At 70.6% G+C, this 14,594-nt stretch carries 12 protein-coding genes; all 12 read left to right on the forward strand.

Going from position 1 to position 14,594, the window contains the following annotated elements:
* The first annotated feature begins 240 nt into the window (after positions 1–240).
* A complete protein-coding gene (locus tag QHF85_RS31250) occupies positions 241–423 on the forward strand; it encodes a hypothetical protein (RefSeq protein ID WP_281331028.1) in 183 nt (60 codons plus the stop codon).
* A gap of 50 nt (positions 424–473) precedes the next feature.
* Entirely contained in the window at positions 474–1,655 is a 1,182-nt protein-coding gene (locus QHF85_RS31255) for a hypothetical protein (RefSeq protein ID WP_281331029.1), read from the forward strand.
* Positions 1,625–2,587 (forward strand): AEC family transporter, encoded by a 963-nt coding sequence (locus tag QHF85_RS31260; protein ID WP_281331030.1) that lies wholly within the window; start codon positions 1,625–1,627, stop codon positions 2,585–2,587. The genes QHF85_RS31255 and QHF85_RS31260 overlap by 31 nt, the downstream gene beginning before the upstream one ends.
* A 19-nt stretch (positions 2,588–2,606) precedes the next feature.
* Positions 2,607–3,080: a transcription elongation factor GreB gene (gene greB, locus QHF85_RS31265; RefSeq protein WP_281331031.1), complete on the forward strand. Its 474-nt coding sequence runs from the start codon at positions 2,607–2,609 to the stop codon at positions 3,078–3,080.
* A gap of 59 nt (positions 3,081–3,139) precedes the next feature.
* Positions 3,140–3,925, forward strand: a complete 786-nt coding sequence (locus QHF85_RS31270; protein WP_281331032.1) for a hypothetical protein — start codon at positions 3,140–3,142, stop codon at positions 3,923–3,925.
* Between the two features lie 69 nt (positions 3,926–3,994).
* Entirely contained in the window at positions 3,995–4,921 is a 927-nt protein-coding gene (locus QHF85_RS31275) for a fatty acid desaturase (RefSeq protein ID WP_281331033.1), read from the forward strand.
* 13 nt (positions 4,922–4,934) lie between these two features.
* Entirely contained in the window at positions 4,935–5,507 is a 573-nt protein-coding gene (locus tag QHF85_RS31280) for a CDP-archaeol synthase (RefSeq protein ID WP_281331034.1), read from the forward strand.
* Positions 5,504–8,062: a PEP/pyruvate-binding domain-containing protein gene (locus QHF85_RS31285; RefSeq protein ID WP_281331035.1), complete on the forward strand. Its 2,559-nt coding sequence runs from the start codon at positions 5,504–5,506 to the stop codon at positions 8,060–8,062. The genes QHF85_RS31280 and QHF85_RS31285 overlap by 4 nt, the downstream gene beginning before the upstream one ends.
* Positions 8,046–8,687: a hypothetical protein gene (locus tag QHF85_RS31290; RefSeq protein ID WP_281331036.1), complete on the forward strand. Its 642-nt coding sequence runs from the start codon at positions 8,046–8,048 to the stop codon at positions 8,685–8,687. The genes QHF85_RS31285 and QHF85_RS31290 overlap by 17 nt, the downstream gene beginning before the upstream one ends.
* An 11-nt stretch (positions 8,688–8,698) precedes the next feature.
* Positions 8,699–9,676 (forward strand): class I SAM-dependent methyltransferase, encoded by a 978-nt coding sequence (locus tag QHF85_RS31295; RefSeq protein WP_281331037.1) that lies wholly within the window; start codon positions 8,699–8,701, stop codon positions 9,674–9,676.
* Positions 9,673–10,425: a lysophospholipid acyltransferase family protein gene (locus tag QHF85_RS31300; RefSeq protein WP_281331038.1), complete on the forward strand. Its 753-nt coding sequence runs from the start codon at positions 9,673–9,675 to the stop codon at positions 10,423–10,425. The genes QHF85_RS31295 and QHF85_RS31300 overlap by 4 nt, the downstream gene beginning before the upstream one ends.
* Positions 10,422–14,591, forward strand: coding sequence for an AMP-binding protein (locus QHF85_RS31305; protein ID WP_281331039.1), 4,170 nt, complete (start codon positions 10,422–10,424; stop codon positions 14,589–14,591). Before QHF85_RS31300 ends, QHF85_RS31305 begins: the two co-directional genes overlap by 4 nt.
* Positions 14,592–14,594: the final 3 nt, after the last annotated feature.

The following is a 14,594-nucleotide window of genomic DNA, read 5'->3' on the forward strand; positions in this document are numbered from 1 at the left end:
GGCGGCGGCGGCTTCGGCGGCGGCGGCGGCCGTGGCGGTGGTGGCGGCTACGGCGGCGGCGGCGGTGGCCGCGGCGGCCGTGGCGGCGGCGGGCGCGATCGTTACTGATCGGCGCACGTCGGTCGGAAGCGGCGCGGCGGGTTTGCCGAAAGGCACCGCCGCGCCGATTCGTCTTTCCTTCCCATCTTCTCAGCCACGTCCTTCGGGACGCGCAGAACCTCAAGCGAAAGGCATGTCCGTATGCAGAGGCAGGGAGCGCTGAAGCGCCAGAAGGAACGCGCGCGCCAGGAAAAGCAGCGCGAGAAGTCCGCGAACAAGCTCGAGCGTCGCAAGGAAAAGGACGCGCGCGGCACGAACGCGCCGGGGGAAGATCCGGACATCGCCGGCATCGTCCCGGGCCCGCAGCCGCCTGCTTCGGACTGAGCCCGAAGCTGCGTTTGTGCGGGAGCGGAGCGGCGTGATACGCACCTCCCATGCGGCACGTGAGACATGCGGGTGTCGTGCTGGTCCTCGGGATCGCGGCGTGCGGCGGGTCGTCGGACAACACCGGTGGGGCGAACACCGTGGCCACGACGGCGGGCCCTCGAGACGAGGCGAAGGGCGGGGGCGACGTCGGGGGTGACGAGATTCCCAAGGCGCCCGAGTCGCAGAAGCCGAGCCGGTGCGCGAAGGGCGGGCCTTTCCCGCCGGTCTCGGCGACGCCGAAGCCCGCGACGGAGCCCACGCCGCTCGCGTGTCGCCCGAAGGAGCCGGCGGCCGAGAGCTCGATCGCGACCGACATGCGAGCGCAGTTCAAGCCCACGCGGCCCGGCAGCACGCTCGACGTCTCGTTCGGATGTGACGGGCTCGATCAGCCCCTTGCGAAGCTCGTGTACGAGCGAGGCGCCGGGCATGGAACGCGCCTCGAGATCGTGCAGATCTCCCGCTCGGATCCCGCGGACGCGGCGTACGACGTGATCGGGATCCGCGAGCCGTCGCGGTTCAGCAACAACCCGAAGACGCCGCCGCTCGAGGTGCTGCGCGGGAAGATCCCGACCGACGCCGTCCACGCGCGCATGCCGTTCGTGCGCGCCGCGCTCCGGACCACGCTGCGCGAGGTCCTTCCGAAGCCGGAGCCGAGCGGGTACTCGACGTTCGGCTCCTCGTCGACCGTGCACGTGCTCGTGCGCATCGAGGACGCGGCGGGGCGATCGATCGAGAAGAAATACTCGGACTCGATCAACAGCCGCGGCCAGAACCAGTACCTGCCGCTCCTGCGCGCCGACGCGGAGGTCCGGCAGCTCGTGGACAAACTGCCGTGGCAAGGCGAGCCGGCGTCGGAGGACGTGCTCAGGCTCTTCGAGGAGCGGTTCCTCGCAGCGATGGTCGAGTCCGCGGAGCCGGATGCGTGGTGGGTGCGCAGCGCCTACCTGGAGCTCGCGGGCCGCGCCGGGGCGCGATCGCTCGTGCCGTCGCTGCTCGGGATGCTCGGCGCGCCGAGGTCGGAGGGGCCCTCCGACGGCTGGCAGCGAGATCTGGAAGGTGCGATGGCCGCGCTCGCCGCGCTCACGGGGTGGGACCCGCGAAAGGACGAGAAGGGCGCGGCGCGCCCGAGCGACGTGGCCGCCCGTGAGTTCCTGGCGGAGTGCGGGAAGGTCCCGCCCGCCGCGCGATGACGCAGGCGCTCGGGCCGCTCCTCGGCGGGCTCTCGCTCGTGCTCGCCCTCGGCTTCGTGCTCGCGCGCGTGCGAGGCCTCGGCGCGCGCGAGGCCGACGTGCTGAATGGGCTCGTCGTCGACGTCACGATGCCCGCGCTCCTCTTCGCCGTGCTCGCGCGCGGCGGCATGGCGTGGGGCGCGGCGCGCGTGCTGCCGTGGTCCGCGACGGCGCTCCTCGCCGCGCTCGGCGTGGGCGCCGCCGTGGCCCGGGCGTTTGGCCTCGACGCTCGCGCGGTCGGCAGCGCGGGGATCGTCGCGTCCTTCAGCAACACGGGGTTCCTCGGTTTGCCGCTCCTGCTCACGCTCTTCCCGGGCGACGCGGCCGCGAGCTCGGCGGCGATGATGATCGACCTCGTCATCACCACGATCCTGCTCTGGACGCTCGGCCAGGCCTACGCCGAGCGCTTCGGCAGCGGCAAGGCGTTCGACGTGAAGGCCGCGCTTCGCATCTTCAAGAAGCCTCTCGTCCTCGCCGTCCCGCTCGGCGCGCTTGCGCACGCGCTCCACCTGCCGATTCCGCCGTTCTTGCTCACCACCCTCGAAGGGCTCGGGCGAACCACGACGTACCTCGTGTTCCTCTCGCTCGGCCTCTCGCTCGACGTGCGCGCGCTCTCGGGCCGCGTCGCGCCGGCGATCGCGATCTGCCTCGTGAAACTCCTCTTCGCGCCGGCCGTCGCGCTCCTCTGCGTCCGTGTCTTCTCGGTGCCCGAGCCGATCGCGACCGTCGCTGTTCTCCAGGCGGCGATGCCTTCCGCGCTCGCGAGCGTGATCATCGTCGCGCTCACGGGGTGTGATCGTCCGCTCGCGGCGGCGGTCTGCACGCTCGCGTCGCTCGCGTCGATGGCGACGTTGCCTCTCGTCTCCTGGATCGTCGAAGCGACGCGGCCCTGAGCCTGCTAAGGTCGCGGCCGTGCCGAACCCGAACTACATCACGCCCGAGGGGGCGCGCCGGCTCTCGGAGGAGCTCGGGCGACTACGCTCGGTGGACCGGCCGCGGATCGTCCAGGAGGTCGCGGACGCGGCTGCGCAGGGCGATCGGAGCGAGAACGCCGAGTACATCTACGGCAAGAGGAAGCTGCGCGAGATCGACCGCCGCATGCATTACCTCACGAAGCGGCTCGAGAGCGCGGTCGTCGTGGATCCGAAGGAGCAGAAGGGGGACAAGGTCTTCTTCGGCGCCGCCGTCGAGGTCGAGGACGAGGACGGCAAGCGGCACACCTATCGGATCGTCGGCGAGGACGAGATCGACAGCAAGGCGGGGCGCATCAGCTGGAAGTCGCCGGTGGGCCGTGCGCTGCTCGGCAAGACGCCGGGCGACGTGGTGACCGTGCGTCGTCCGGCGGGCGACATGGAGATGGAGATCGTGAGCGTGAAGTACACGTGAGGTGATAGGATGTCCGCGTATTCCGTCGAAGCGTGCTGCCCGACGGACCGGAGCCATCGATGCCGCCGCGTGTCTTCTTGCCGCTTGCTTTTGCCTCGTTCGTTGCCCTCGGCGCCTCCGCCGCGCTCGCGGCGCCTCCGGTTTCGCCGCCGCCCGCGCCGCCCGCCACGACGAACGTCGCGCCCCTGCCGAGCCCCCCGCCGGCGCCCCCGGCTGCCGCTCCCGCTGCCGCTCCCGAGGCCGCTCCCGAGGCCGCTCCCGCTCCCGCTCCCGCTCCTGCACCTCTCGTCGCGCCGCCTGTGCCTCCGGGCGCCCAGCGCCCTCCTCCGTGGGCGTGGCGCGCGCCTCCGCCGGCGTATGGGCCGTATCCCGGCTGGCGGCTCGAAGAGGAGGCGCCGAAGTCGAGCGAGACGAACGAACGGACGTGGTACGGCTGGCAATCGCTCCTTGGAATCATCCCTTCGCACGGGCTCGCCGTGGTGGGCGTCCTGGATCATGACCTCTATGGCCTGATCGTCGTCGGCGCCCTCGGGCATTGCTTCACCTCGCCGATCGTGCACTGGGTGCACGGAAATACGGGGCGTGGATTCATCAGCCTCGGGATGAACGCGGGCCTGCCGATCCTCAGCTCGGCGCTCATCAACGTGGCCTCATCGGCCGATATGTTCTTCGGCGTGGCCCTCCTCGCGGTCGTGGGCTGGCCCATCGTCGATGTCGCCGTGCTGAGCTACGAGGATCCTCCCTCGAAATCGAAAGAGAAGACCGCAGGCTTCATCGATTCCTTCGGGGTCGTACCGATGATCGACCGCGAGAAAAAAGGTTTGTCGCTCGTCGGCAGGTTCTGACGAATCCCCGGCGGTATGGCTCCCCAAGGTCCTCCCTCCGCCCGCCCCCCGTCCCCGCGCGACGCGGCCGTGTCGATTCTCCGGCCGCGGGACGCCGAGGGCGCGCTGCACACGTTCGTCGCGGTGTCCCTCACGGCCGCGGGGATCTGGCTGTCCTCGCGTTCGTCCTGGGCCGCGTGGTTCGCGGGGCAGCTCGTGTTCGCCGTCTCCTTCGCGAAATGGTTTTCCCTGCTGCACGAGGCCGGGCACCACACGCTCTTCGCGACGCGGGGCCTGAATACCCTCGCCGGCCACCTCGCCTCGGTGATCTCGGTCCTCCCCTATGCGAGCTGGAAAGCCATCCACCGCATGCACCACAAATGGACCGGCTTCCAGGACAAGGATCCCACGACCTCCTCGCTCGTCCCGCGCCCGCTCGGCGCCTTCGAGCGCGCCGCCATCAATATCGCCTGGCGGGCCTGGATCCCGCTGTTCTCGTTCCTCTACCGGGCGCAGAGCTTCTGGCACCTGCCGCGCCTCTTCCGCCTCTTTCCCGATTCCCGCGCGCGCCGCGCCTTCGTCGTCAATGCGATCGCCCTGCTCGCGCTTTATGCCGCCGCCTTCGTATTCATCGGACCCGCGGCCCTGCTGCGGCTCTTCGGGCTCGGGCTTTTTCTCGGGTTCGCGTGGATGGATGTGATCATGTTGAGCCAGCACACGCACATCCCGCTGGAGCTCTCGCAGGGGGCCGACGTCGCGCCGATCCCCGCGCCCGAGCAGGCGCCGTACACGCGTTCGCTCCGGTTTTCTCGATTCTTGTCGACGTTCGTTCTGACAGGGTTCGACGCGCACGAATTGCATCACGTCTTTCCTTTCGTGCCGGGCCCGCGCCTTCGGGAAATCCCGTGGACGCCGCCGAACGAGGCGCCCGCGTGGGCCTGGATTCGCGCCGCCAAGGCCGTCCCGGCCGAGGTCTTTCTCTTCAAGAACCGGAAGACCTCCGGCCTCTCGATCTAGGCCCGTGGAGCCCGTGGCGCTCTCTCCGCTTGCTTGTGCCGGGCTCCTCGTCGGGAGCTTCGTCGTTGGCGGCGCTTGCCAGTCCGCGTGGTTCGCGCACCCGCTCTCGAAGCGCTTCACGCGTCCGCTCGACGGAGGGCGCACGCTCCGGGGGCGACGCATCTTCGGCGACAACAAGACCACGCGCGGCTTCGTGGTCATCGTGCCCGCGACCGCGCTCGCCATGGCCGGCCTCGGGACCGCGGCCCAGCGCCTCGGCCTCGGCGTGTGGCCCGTGTCCTTGCCCGGGCTCCTCCTGCTCGGCGCGGTCGCGGCGCTCGGGTTGATGCTCGGGGAGCTGCCGAACTCGTTCGTGAAACGTCAGCTCGACGTCGAGCCGGGGGCGCCGCCGAAGCACCGCGTCGGGCGCGTGATCTCGGCCGTGGCCGATCGGCTCGACTCGGTCGTGGGCGCGCTCGTCGGCGCATCGTTGGTGGTCGAACTATCCTGGAGGACGGCGTTCTTCTGCCTCCTGATCGGGCCGCCGATCCACGGACTTTTCAGCGTTCTTTTGTGGGTGCTCGGGGTGAAGAAGAGGGCAGGATGAGGGGGCGCGGGGGCATCGGGGCGGTTCTTCGGAAGCCGCCGTTCGTGCGGGGGTTCGACGCCGTCGACGACGTCGCGCTCGTCGGCGGGAAGGGGCGATCGCTGCAGGAGCTCCGCGGCGTGGGGGCGCCCGTGCCCGAGGGCGTGATCCTGACGACGGCGTTCTCCGAGGCGCTGACGGACGAGGGCAAACCCATGCCGGCGCGCTGCGTGGAGGCGCTCGACGAGGTGCGCCGGAGGCTCGGCGGCGGCCCGCTCATCGTGCGGAGCTCGGCCGTCGGCGAGGACGGGACGACGGCGGCCTTCGCGGGCCTGCTCGAATCGATCTTTCCGGTCGACGGCGCGGATCCCGCGGCGCTCGTCGAGGCCGTGCGGCGCTGCGTGGCGTCGCGCGCGGCGGCGCGCGTGCGTGCGTACGAGGAGGCGCGGAACGTGCGTTTGCAGGGCGTCGCGGTCGTCGTGCAGCGGCTCGTTCCCAGCGCGGCGGCCGGCGTCCTCTTCACCGACGGCGTCATGCTGCGCGGCGAGTTTTGCCGCGGGCACGGCCAAGCGCTCGTCGACGGCGCGATCACGCCCGGCGCCTTCCGCCTCGATCGCCGGGCCACCGAGGGCGCGCGGCGTGTCGTACACGTCGAGCGTTTGCCCGAGGACGGGAGCCCGTTTCCCCTGACGGACCAGGCCGCGCGCGAGCTCGCGGCGCACGCGACCACGCTCGAACGGCGGCGCGGGCTCTCGCTCGACATCGAGTGGGCTGTCGATCCCGAGGGCAAGCTCTGGATCGTGCAGGCGCGGCCCGTGACGGATCGGCGCACGTTCTTGTGGTCGAACGCGAACATCAGCGAGAACTTCCCGGCGCCGGTGACGCCGCTGCTCGTCTCGTTCGCCCGCGCGGGATACGACGCGTATTTCCGCAACCTGGCGCGCGAGTTCGGGATCGAGGAAGCGCGCATCGCGGCCCACGACGAGGCGTTCCGGGGCATCGTCGACGCGCACGGCGCGCGGCTCTACTACAACCTCTCGCACATCCACGCCGTCCTCCGGCTCATGCCGTTCGGCGACTGGCTCGTGGACAGCTTCGACGTCTTCGTCGGCGCGGGCGCCTCCTCGCCCGAGGGGCGGCGCGTGACCGACGAGATCACGGCGCTCGGCCGCGTGATCACGCATGTGACGCGGGCGTATCGTGATCTGCCGGCGCGCGTGGCCCGCTTCGAGCGCGCCGTGGACGACGTTGCGTCGCGTTTTCCTCCGCGCGAGGTCCGGGCGATGCCCGCGCGCACGCTCGCCGAGGGGCTCGAAGCGATCCTCGACGTGCGGCTGCGTCGCTGGGTCGATGCCTCGCTTGCTGATTGCGCGGCGGCCGTCACGTACCGCGCGCTGCAAGCGCTGCTTCGCGTGATCGAGCGCGACGACGCGGGCGCGAGCGGGCATGGCGCGGACGATCCCGCGGCGCGGCATCATGCGCTGCTCAAGGGGCTCGACGTCGCCGGCGCGTGGTCGCTTCGCGCGCTCTGGGATCTCGCGGTCGTGGTTCGCGCGGGCGCACCCGCGCGCGAGGCGCTCGCCGCGTGCGGAGGGAGCTTTGCCGTGTTTCGTGGCGCGCTCGGCCCGGAGCTCGGCGCGCACGTCGATGCGTGGCTCGATCGCTTCGGTTTCCGCGGCTCGGGAGAGCTCTTGCTCACCGAGCCTTCCCTCGCGGAGGAGCCCGATCGCCTCTTGCCGCTGCTGACGCGGTACGTGGAAGCCGTTGGAGATCAAAGCATCGAGAGCCCCGCGCGCGCGTTCGAGCGCCAGCGCGCCGAGCGGGAGCGCGAGACGGCGCGGCTTCGCGAGCGGCTTGGGGGAGGGGCTCGTCGCGCCTTGCGACCACTCTTCGATGCGCTCGTGCTCGCGACGCAGACGTCCGTGCAGCTCCGCGAGCGCGCGCGATTCCGGCAGGCCTTGCTGTACACGCGCCTGCGCGGCGTCGCGCTCGCCCTCGGCCGTCAGCTCGCCCGAGCAGGCACCACGGACGTTGAGGACGACGTGTTTTTCCTTCGGTTCGACGAGCTCGCGGATCTCGCAGCGGGCCGCGGCTCTCCGGGGGATGTGCGCGCCCTCGTCGCGTCGCGCCGCGCTGAACATGCCGCGCTCTCCGCGCTCGATCTGCCCGACGTCTTCACGCTCGCGGCGGGCGCGTTCGTCGTGCCTTCCGCGCTCGAAACGTCTGCCGCACCCGCGCCCGTGCTCTCGACCGACGACGGCGTCTTGTGCGGCGTTCCGGCGAGCGGAGGCCGTGTTTCGGGGCGCGCCGCGGTGCTCGGGGGCCTCGCTGATGCGGCGAAGCTCGCGCCCGGCGACGTGCTCGTGGCGCGGCAGACGGATCCCGGCTGGGCGCCGCTGTTTTTCCTGGTGAAGGGCCTCGTCCTCGAGCGTGGCGGCATGCTCTCGCACGGATCGATCCTCGCGCGGGAGCTCGGCATTCCTTCGGTCGTCGGCGTCCCCGAGGCCACGGCGCGCATCAGCCACGGGCGCGACATCGTCGTCGATGGAGACACGGGGCATGTTCGCCTCGCGTGACGGTCATTGGTCCGTGACGTGGTTTCGCGAGCGCGTCCTCGCGTCGTGGTACCTGCTCGCGCCGCTCGCGCTCTTCATCGCGCTCGCGGGCGGGATCGGCAGGCTTTCGACCCGGACCACGACTGCGCTCTTCGCGATCGTCGCGTTTCGCTTGTGGGACGACGTCGCGGATCTTCCGCACGATCGAAAACACCACCCCGAGCGCGTGCTTTGCCGCCGCGTTTCCACGACCGAGCCCCTTCTCTTCGCGCTGATCGGGCTCGCGTTCACGGCGGCCTGGATCGGGTTCACCCGAGCCGCGATCGCGCCGTTCCTCGGCGCCGTCCTCGCGTCCCAGGGCGCCTTCGCCGCGCGCGTGGCGTGGCCGCACCTGCGTGGCCTGTTTGCCCATGTGATCCTGCTCAAGGTGCCCGCGCTCGTCCTCGGGCTCGCCCTGCCGGACACGCCCCCTCTCGTTGCGCTCGGCCGCGCGATCTCGCTGTACGGCGTGGTCGCCGCCTACGAGCTCGTGCACGACGAAGACGCGCGCCGCGGCCCTCTCGCGCCGGCGCTGGTCCTCGTCGACGTGGTTTGTCTTTGCGCTGGACCTGCGCTCTGGCTGCTTCACGGCGGCGTTTTTCCCTGAAGGACACGACGATGACGATCGAGGCGACGATCCCCGACACGAAGCCCCGCATGGAAGACAATGCCTGCCCTGGTTGCGGCGGGCGCGACGCTGATTTCCTGATCGAGGCCGAGGACGATCTCACCGGCAAACCCGGCCGGTTTCGATTCGTGCGTTGCCGTTCGTGTGACCTCGCCTATCAGCGCCCGCGGATCCTCCAGGACGACATCGGCGCGTATTACGATTCCGAGTACATCGCCCACCGCAAGAAGAAGGATTGGGGCGTGTTCACGCCTCTGTATGAATGGGGCATGAACGGACACGATCGCCGCAAGGTCGAGATTTGCGGGCAGTACGTCGCCCTGAGGCGCGGCATGCGCGTGCTCGACATCGGCTGCGCCGTGGGCAGTTTTCTCCAGATGCTCCGCCGGAAGCACGGCGCCGTCGTGACCGGGGTCGATTTCAAGGATCTGCGAGGAAACCCGCTGCTCGAAGGCGTCGACTTTCGCCTCGGCCTCCTCTCCGACATCGATTTCGGCGACGCCCGCTTCGATCTGATCACGATGTGGCATTTCCTGGAGCACGATTACGAGCCGCTCCGGACCCTCGAGCGCGCGCGGAGCCTGCTCGCGCCCGGGGGGCGCGTCGTCATCGAGGTGCCGCGCCTCGATTCGACGAGCTTCCGGCTCTTCAAGGACCGCTGGCCGGGGCTCCAGGCGCCGCAACACACGGTGCTCTTCGACTGGCGAACGCTCCGCGCGCTGTGCGAGAAGAGCGGCCTTTCGATCGTCGATCACCTGCCCTGGGGCGCCTTCCCGGCGTATTTCTACCTCTTCGCGGGTACGGCGTTCCACGTGCTGCGCGGCAAGGGGCTCGACGTGGGCAAGGCGATCGGCCCGTATTTCGCGGGACAGCTCGCGCTCTCGCCGGTCTTGCTCTTTGAAAAACAGCTCAACCTGGCCATGCAGACGATCGTCCTCGAACGGCCGGCGTCGGGGGCCTCGCCGTGAGCCTGAAGCGTATTCGCGGCGTCGTCGCCCTCGTCCTGACCATTTTCTTCGTCACGGCGCTCTCGCCGCTCTTCGTCCTCGTGCGTCTCTTTTTCGGTCGGCGCGCCGCCGCGGAAGGCCTCGGGGCCTGGGCCGCTTCCGTCGTGCTTCGCCTCTCCGGCGTCTCCGTCGAGGTGCGTGCGCCCGTGATTCCGCTGCCGGAGCGCCGCGTCGTGTACGTCTCGAACCACACCTCGTCGATCGACCTCTTCGTTTTGCTCGCGTTGCGCCTTCCGCGCGCGCGATTCTTCATGAAGCGCGGCGCGTGGGTGTTCCCGCCGGGCGCGCTCGTGGCCGTGTGTGTCGGCACGTTCTTCACGGTGCCGCAGGCGTATACCGAGAAACGCCGCAAGCTCTTTGCGGCGGCGTGCGAGGTGCTCCGAAAGACGGGCGACGCCGTGTATTTGAGCCCGGAAGGGACACGCGTGACGTCGGGCGGCGTGGGTCCGTTCAACAAGGGCGCGTTTCACATGGCGGCGGCGCTCGGGACGCCGATGGTGCCGCTGTATCTCGAGATTCCGCGGACCGAGAACCCCGGAAAGAGCTGGGTCATGACGCGGACGAAGGTGATCGTCCACGTCTTGCCCGAGATCGACACGAGCCACTGGCGACCCGAGACGGCCCGCGAGCACGCCGACCACGTGCGCGGCATCTTCCAGGCGTTCGAGGCCACGCTCGCCGCGCCAAACCCCGAGCGAGCGGCGGCGTGAGCGACGCATTCACGTTCTTGCCCCGGAAATTGCGCCGGCGCGCCGAGGCGCGGGGGGACGAGCTCGCGCTCGGTTTCCTCGACGACGGCGAGGAGATTTCGGCCTCGTTCACCGTGTCCGCGCTCGACGCGCGCGTCGATGACGTGGCCGCCGCCCTCGTCGAGCGTTTTCCGGAGGGCGCGCGGGTGCTCCTGCTCTTCCCGCCGGGGCTCGATTTCGTGGTCGCTTTCCTCGCTTGCCTTCGCGCAGGGAGGGTCGCGGTGCCGGCGATCCCGCCCGACCCCCACAAGCCGGCGCGGAGCCTCGCGCGGCTCGGCCACCTCGTCGCGAATGCTGGGCCCGAGGGAGTGCTCTCGACGGCCGTGATTTTGCCGTATCGGCCCATTCTCGACGAGGCCGTGCCCGCGCTCGCGTGTTTGCCGTGGATCGACGTGACGGAGGTCCCACGCGCGGGCCGCCGCGTCGAGGAGCCGCGCGAGAATGGCCTCGCGTTTTTGCAATACACGTCGGGCTCGACGGCCGCGCCCAAGGGCGTGCGCGTGCTGCGGAGCAACCTCTCGCACAACCTGCACGTCATTCACGGCGTCGCCCCCACGATTCCACGCGCCTCCGTGAGCTGGCTCCCGCAATTTCACGACATGGGGCTCATCGAGGGCATCTTGCTCCCGCTCGACGGCGGCTGGCCGGCGTGGCTCATGCCGCCGTGGGTGTTTCTGGAACGACCGCTGCGATGGCTCCGGGCCATCGAGCGATTCGGGGCGATGCGCAGCGGCGGGCCGAATTTTGCTTATGACCTCTGCGTGCGAAAGATCGATCCGGCCGTACGCGAGACGCTCGATCTCTCCGGCTGGGCCCAGGCGTATTGCGGCGCCGAGCCCATTCGCGCGAGCACGCTCGCCGCGTTCGCCGATGCATTCGCGCCGGCGCGCTTCTCGGCGAAAGCGTGGTTTCCCTGTTACGGGCTCGCCGAGCATACCGTGCTCGCTTCCTGTCGCACACACGCGTCCTTCACGGTGGAGCGCCTCTCGGCCGCGGCGCTCGCGCGAGGCGAGGCCGAGGAGGCAGGCGACGAGCGCGCGATCGACGTCGTCTGCGTGGGCGAAATTCCGCCACTCGTCACGTTGCGGGTGGTGGAGCCCGAGACGCGGCGGCCGCTCCCGGACGGGCGTGTCGGCGAGATCTGGCTGAAGAGCGGGAGCGTCGCCGATGGGTACTGGCAGGACGAGGAGACGACGCGCGCCGTGTTTGGCGGGACGATCGCGTCTCCGGACGGCGAGGCGGGGCCGTTCTTGCGCACCGGTGATCTCGGGTATCGACGCGGCGCTCGCCTCTTCATCGTGGGCCGGCAAAAGGACGTGCTCATCGTGCGCGGCGAGAACCATCACGCGCACGACGTCGAGCGCACGGCGGAGGGCGCGCATCCGGCGATCCGGCGGGGCTGCGTCTGCGCCGTGCTGCGCGAGGACGTCGCGGAGGGAGGAGAGCCGCGGCCCGTCGTCGTTTGCGAGGTCGACGGTCGGCTCGACGAGGCCGATCGCGCCGCGGTGATCGCCGCGGTCCATCGCGCCGTGTCGTTCGAGCACGGGATCTTCGTCGACGTCGCGCTCGTCCCGAGACATACGCTGCCGAAGACGTCGTCGGGCAAGCTCCAGCGGCGCGCGACCGAGGCGCTTTTGCGCGCCGGCGAGATCGAAATGCCCGTCCACCCGCCGCCCGCGCCCGACGTTTGCCCAGGGGAGGGGAGCGCGCTCTCCGCGGCGCATTTCATGCTCGCGAAGGTGACGGGGCTCTCGCTCGCGGAGATCGATGTGGAGGCTCCGCCCGCGCGATTGCCGCTCGACTCGCTGAAGGCCGCGGACGCCGCGGCGGCGCTCGGGGATCTGCTCGGTCGCACGATTTCGCTCGACCTCTGGGGGCGCGCGCCGTCCCTGCGAGCGCTCGTCGAGGGAATGGATGCGCTCGATGCGCCCTGGCTCCAGGATTTGGAGCGTCCTCTGCCGCGGGCGAAGCCACGTCGATCGGGCGGAGGCGTGATTCTCGTCACCGGCGGGACGGGGTTCGTCGGGCGCGCCGTCGTCGCCGAGCTCGTGCGGCGTGACAAACACGTTCTCGTGCTGGCGAGAGGCGCGGAAGGGGCCTCGGGTTTGGCCGGGGACGTCTCCTTGCCGCACCTCGGGCTCGGGGAGGATCGTTATCGTGCGCTCGCCCGAGAGCTCGATGTGGTCGTGCACGTGGCGGGGGCCGTGAACTGGGTGTTGCCTTATTCGTCGCTCGCGCCCACGAATGCCTCCGGGACGGCGGAGGTGATCGCGCTTTGCGCCGCCGCGGGGGCGCGGCTCGTCCATGTCTCGTCGCAGATCGTATGCCATGACGGCGCAGCCGCGCCGGGGGACGTGCTCGACGACGACGAACCCACGTCGGTCCTCCGCGCGCGGCTCCCGCGTTTGCCGCTCGGGTATGCGTCCTCGAAGGCCGTGGCCGAGCTCCTCGTGGATCGCGCGCGAAAGGAAGGGCTCTCGGCCACGATCGTGCGGCCTTCGCTCGTGCTCGGCGGGAGGGACGGCGAGGCGAGCGTGGACGACGTGGTGGCCATTTTGCTCCGCGCGTGCGTCGAGGCGGGCGCGGCCCCGGACCTCGATTTGCCGTTTTCGGTTTGTCCACGGGATCACCTCGCTCGGGTGCTCGCGGACCTCGTCGAAGCGGGGCCGGCGCTCGTTCACGTGGGCGACGAGTCGCGCTCGCTCCGTGAGGTGGTCGCGTGGCTCGCGCTCGCGGGGTACGACGTCGCGTTGGTTCCGTGGGAAGCGTGGCTCGCGCGTGTCGAAGGGCTCGGCCTTCACCAGCGGGGGCGATTGCGAGGCCTCTGGCCGTTTTTCCGCGCTGGTACGTTGCGACGATACGAGCGGCCGCGGCGCGTGCCGATATCGATCGCTCCTGCGTTCCGCGGGGCCGAGCCGGTGGATCCCGCTTTCCTCGACGATCGCGTCGCCGCATGGCAAGCGGTCTCCGCGCTCCCGCCACCGCCCCGGCGCGGCGCCCGCGCCACCGCGGCCTCCCGCGCGCTCCCGGAGGCCCCTCGGCGGGTCGTCGTCGACGGCGTATCACATGAGGTCACCTCGGCACGCGTGATGCCTGCGATCACGGGCAGCGGCCTCTTGAGCCGCCTCGCGTGCGGATTCTGTGATCGGCCCGTCGGCGTTTATCCGGCGGCGTTGACGCTCGACGACGGCCGCGTGCTCGACGTCGTCCTCAAAGCGTCGGCCCGCGGCGACGAGCTGCGCGCGCTTTGCACCGGCGTCGCGCGTGCATCGAGCCCCGCACTCGCGGCTGCGCTGGAGACGCATGGGCACTGGCTCGACGTCGCGGCCGCCCATACCCGCGAGCGGGCGCTTTATGGGCTCGATCATGCAGCGCTCGCGCGCGTGCGGGCGCGCTGTTTTTCCTCGCCGGACGAAGCGATCGGCAGTCCGTTGGTCCTCGAACGATTGCGCGCAGGCGAACAGGTGGAAGCGCTGGACGCCGTCACCGAGCCCTGGCCGATCGATGCGGTGCGGCGCGCGGTTCAGGGGCTCGCACGATTGCATGCGTCCTTGCGAGGTCCTGCCGTGGCGCTGTCCGTGGTGCCCTGGGCGCGGGCCGCGGGGACACGCGCGGCGGAGCTCGTGCCGCTCTGGGAGGCGCTTTTCGCGCACGCGCGGACACGGATCGACGCGGATGTCGCGGCGGCGGCGGCGCCCCTGCTCGACGACGTCGGCTGGGCCGAGGCGCTCGCCGTGGTGCCGGCGACGCTGCTGCACAATGACGTCAATCCGCGGAACCTTGCATTGCGGCGGGGGGAATCGGACGCGGGGATCGTCCTCTACGATTGGGAGCTCTCGGCGCTCGGACCCGGGACGCGGGATCTCGCGGAGCTTCTTTGCTGGACGCTTTCCCCGGAGGTGAGCGCGGAGGAGACGTTTTCCCTCGTGCGAGCCCACGCCGAGATGGCCGCGCCGGGGCTCGACGACGAGGTGTTGCGTGCCGCGTTTGGCGCGTCGCTCGCGTGGCTTTTTATGGATCGATTGACCACGTACACGGTGGTCTCGCCGGTGTTCGATTTGCCGTGGCTCGGGCGCGTGCTTTCGACGTGGCGGAGGCTCGTCCAGATGTTTGCGCCGGTGGGGTGAGGC

This window comes from Polyangium sp. 6x1, from assembly GCF_029946515.1.
GTDB lineage: Bacteria > Myxococcota_A > Polyangia > Polyangiales > Polyangiaceae > Polyangium.

Bases quoted from the DNA above. Each gene is read 5' to 3' on its own strand.
- QHF85_RS31250 (WP_281331028.1), top strand. From the start codon at position 241: ATGCAGAGGCAGGGAGCGCTGAAGCGCCAGAAGGAACGCGCGCGCCAG.
- QHF85_RS31255 (WP_281331029.1), top strand. From the start codon at position 474: ATGCGGCACGTGAGACATGCGGGTGTCGTGCTGGTCCTCGGGATCGCG.
- QHF85_RS31270 (WP_281331032.1), top strand. From the start codon at position 3,140: ATGCCGCCGCGTGTCTTCTTGCCGCTTGCTTTTGCCTCGTTCGTTGCC.
- QHF85_RS31285 (WP_281331035.1), top strand. From the start codon at position 5,504: ATGAGGGGGCGCGGGGGCATCGGGGCGGTTCTTCGGAAGCCGCCGTTC.
- QHF85_RS31290 (WP_281331036.1), top strand. From the start codon at position 8,046: ATGTTCGCCTCGCGTGACGGTCATTGGTCCGTGACGTGGTTTCGCGAG.
- QHF85_RS31295 (WP_281331037.1), top strand. From the start codon at position 8,699: ATGACGATCGAGGCGACGATCCCCGACACGAAGCCCCGCATGGAAGAC.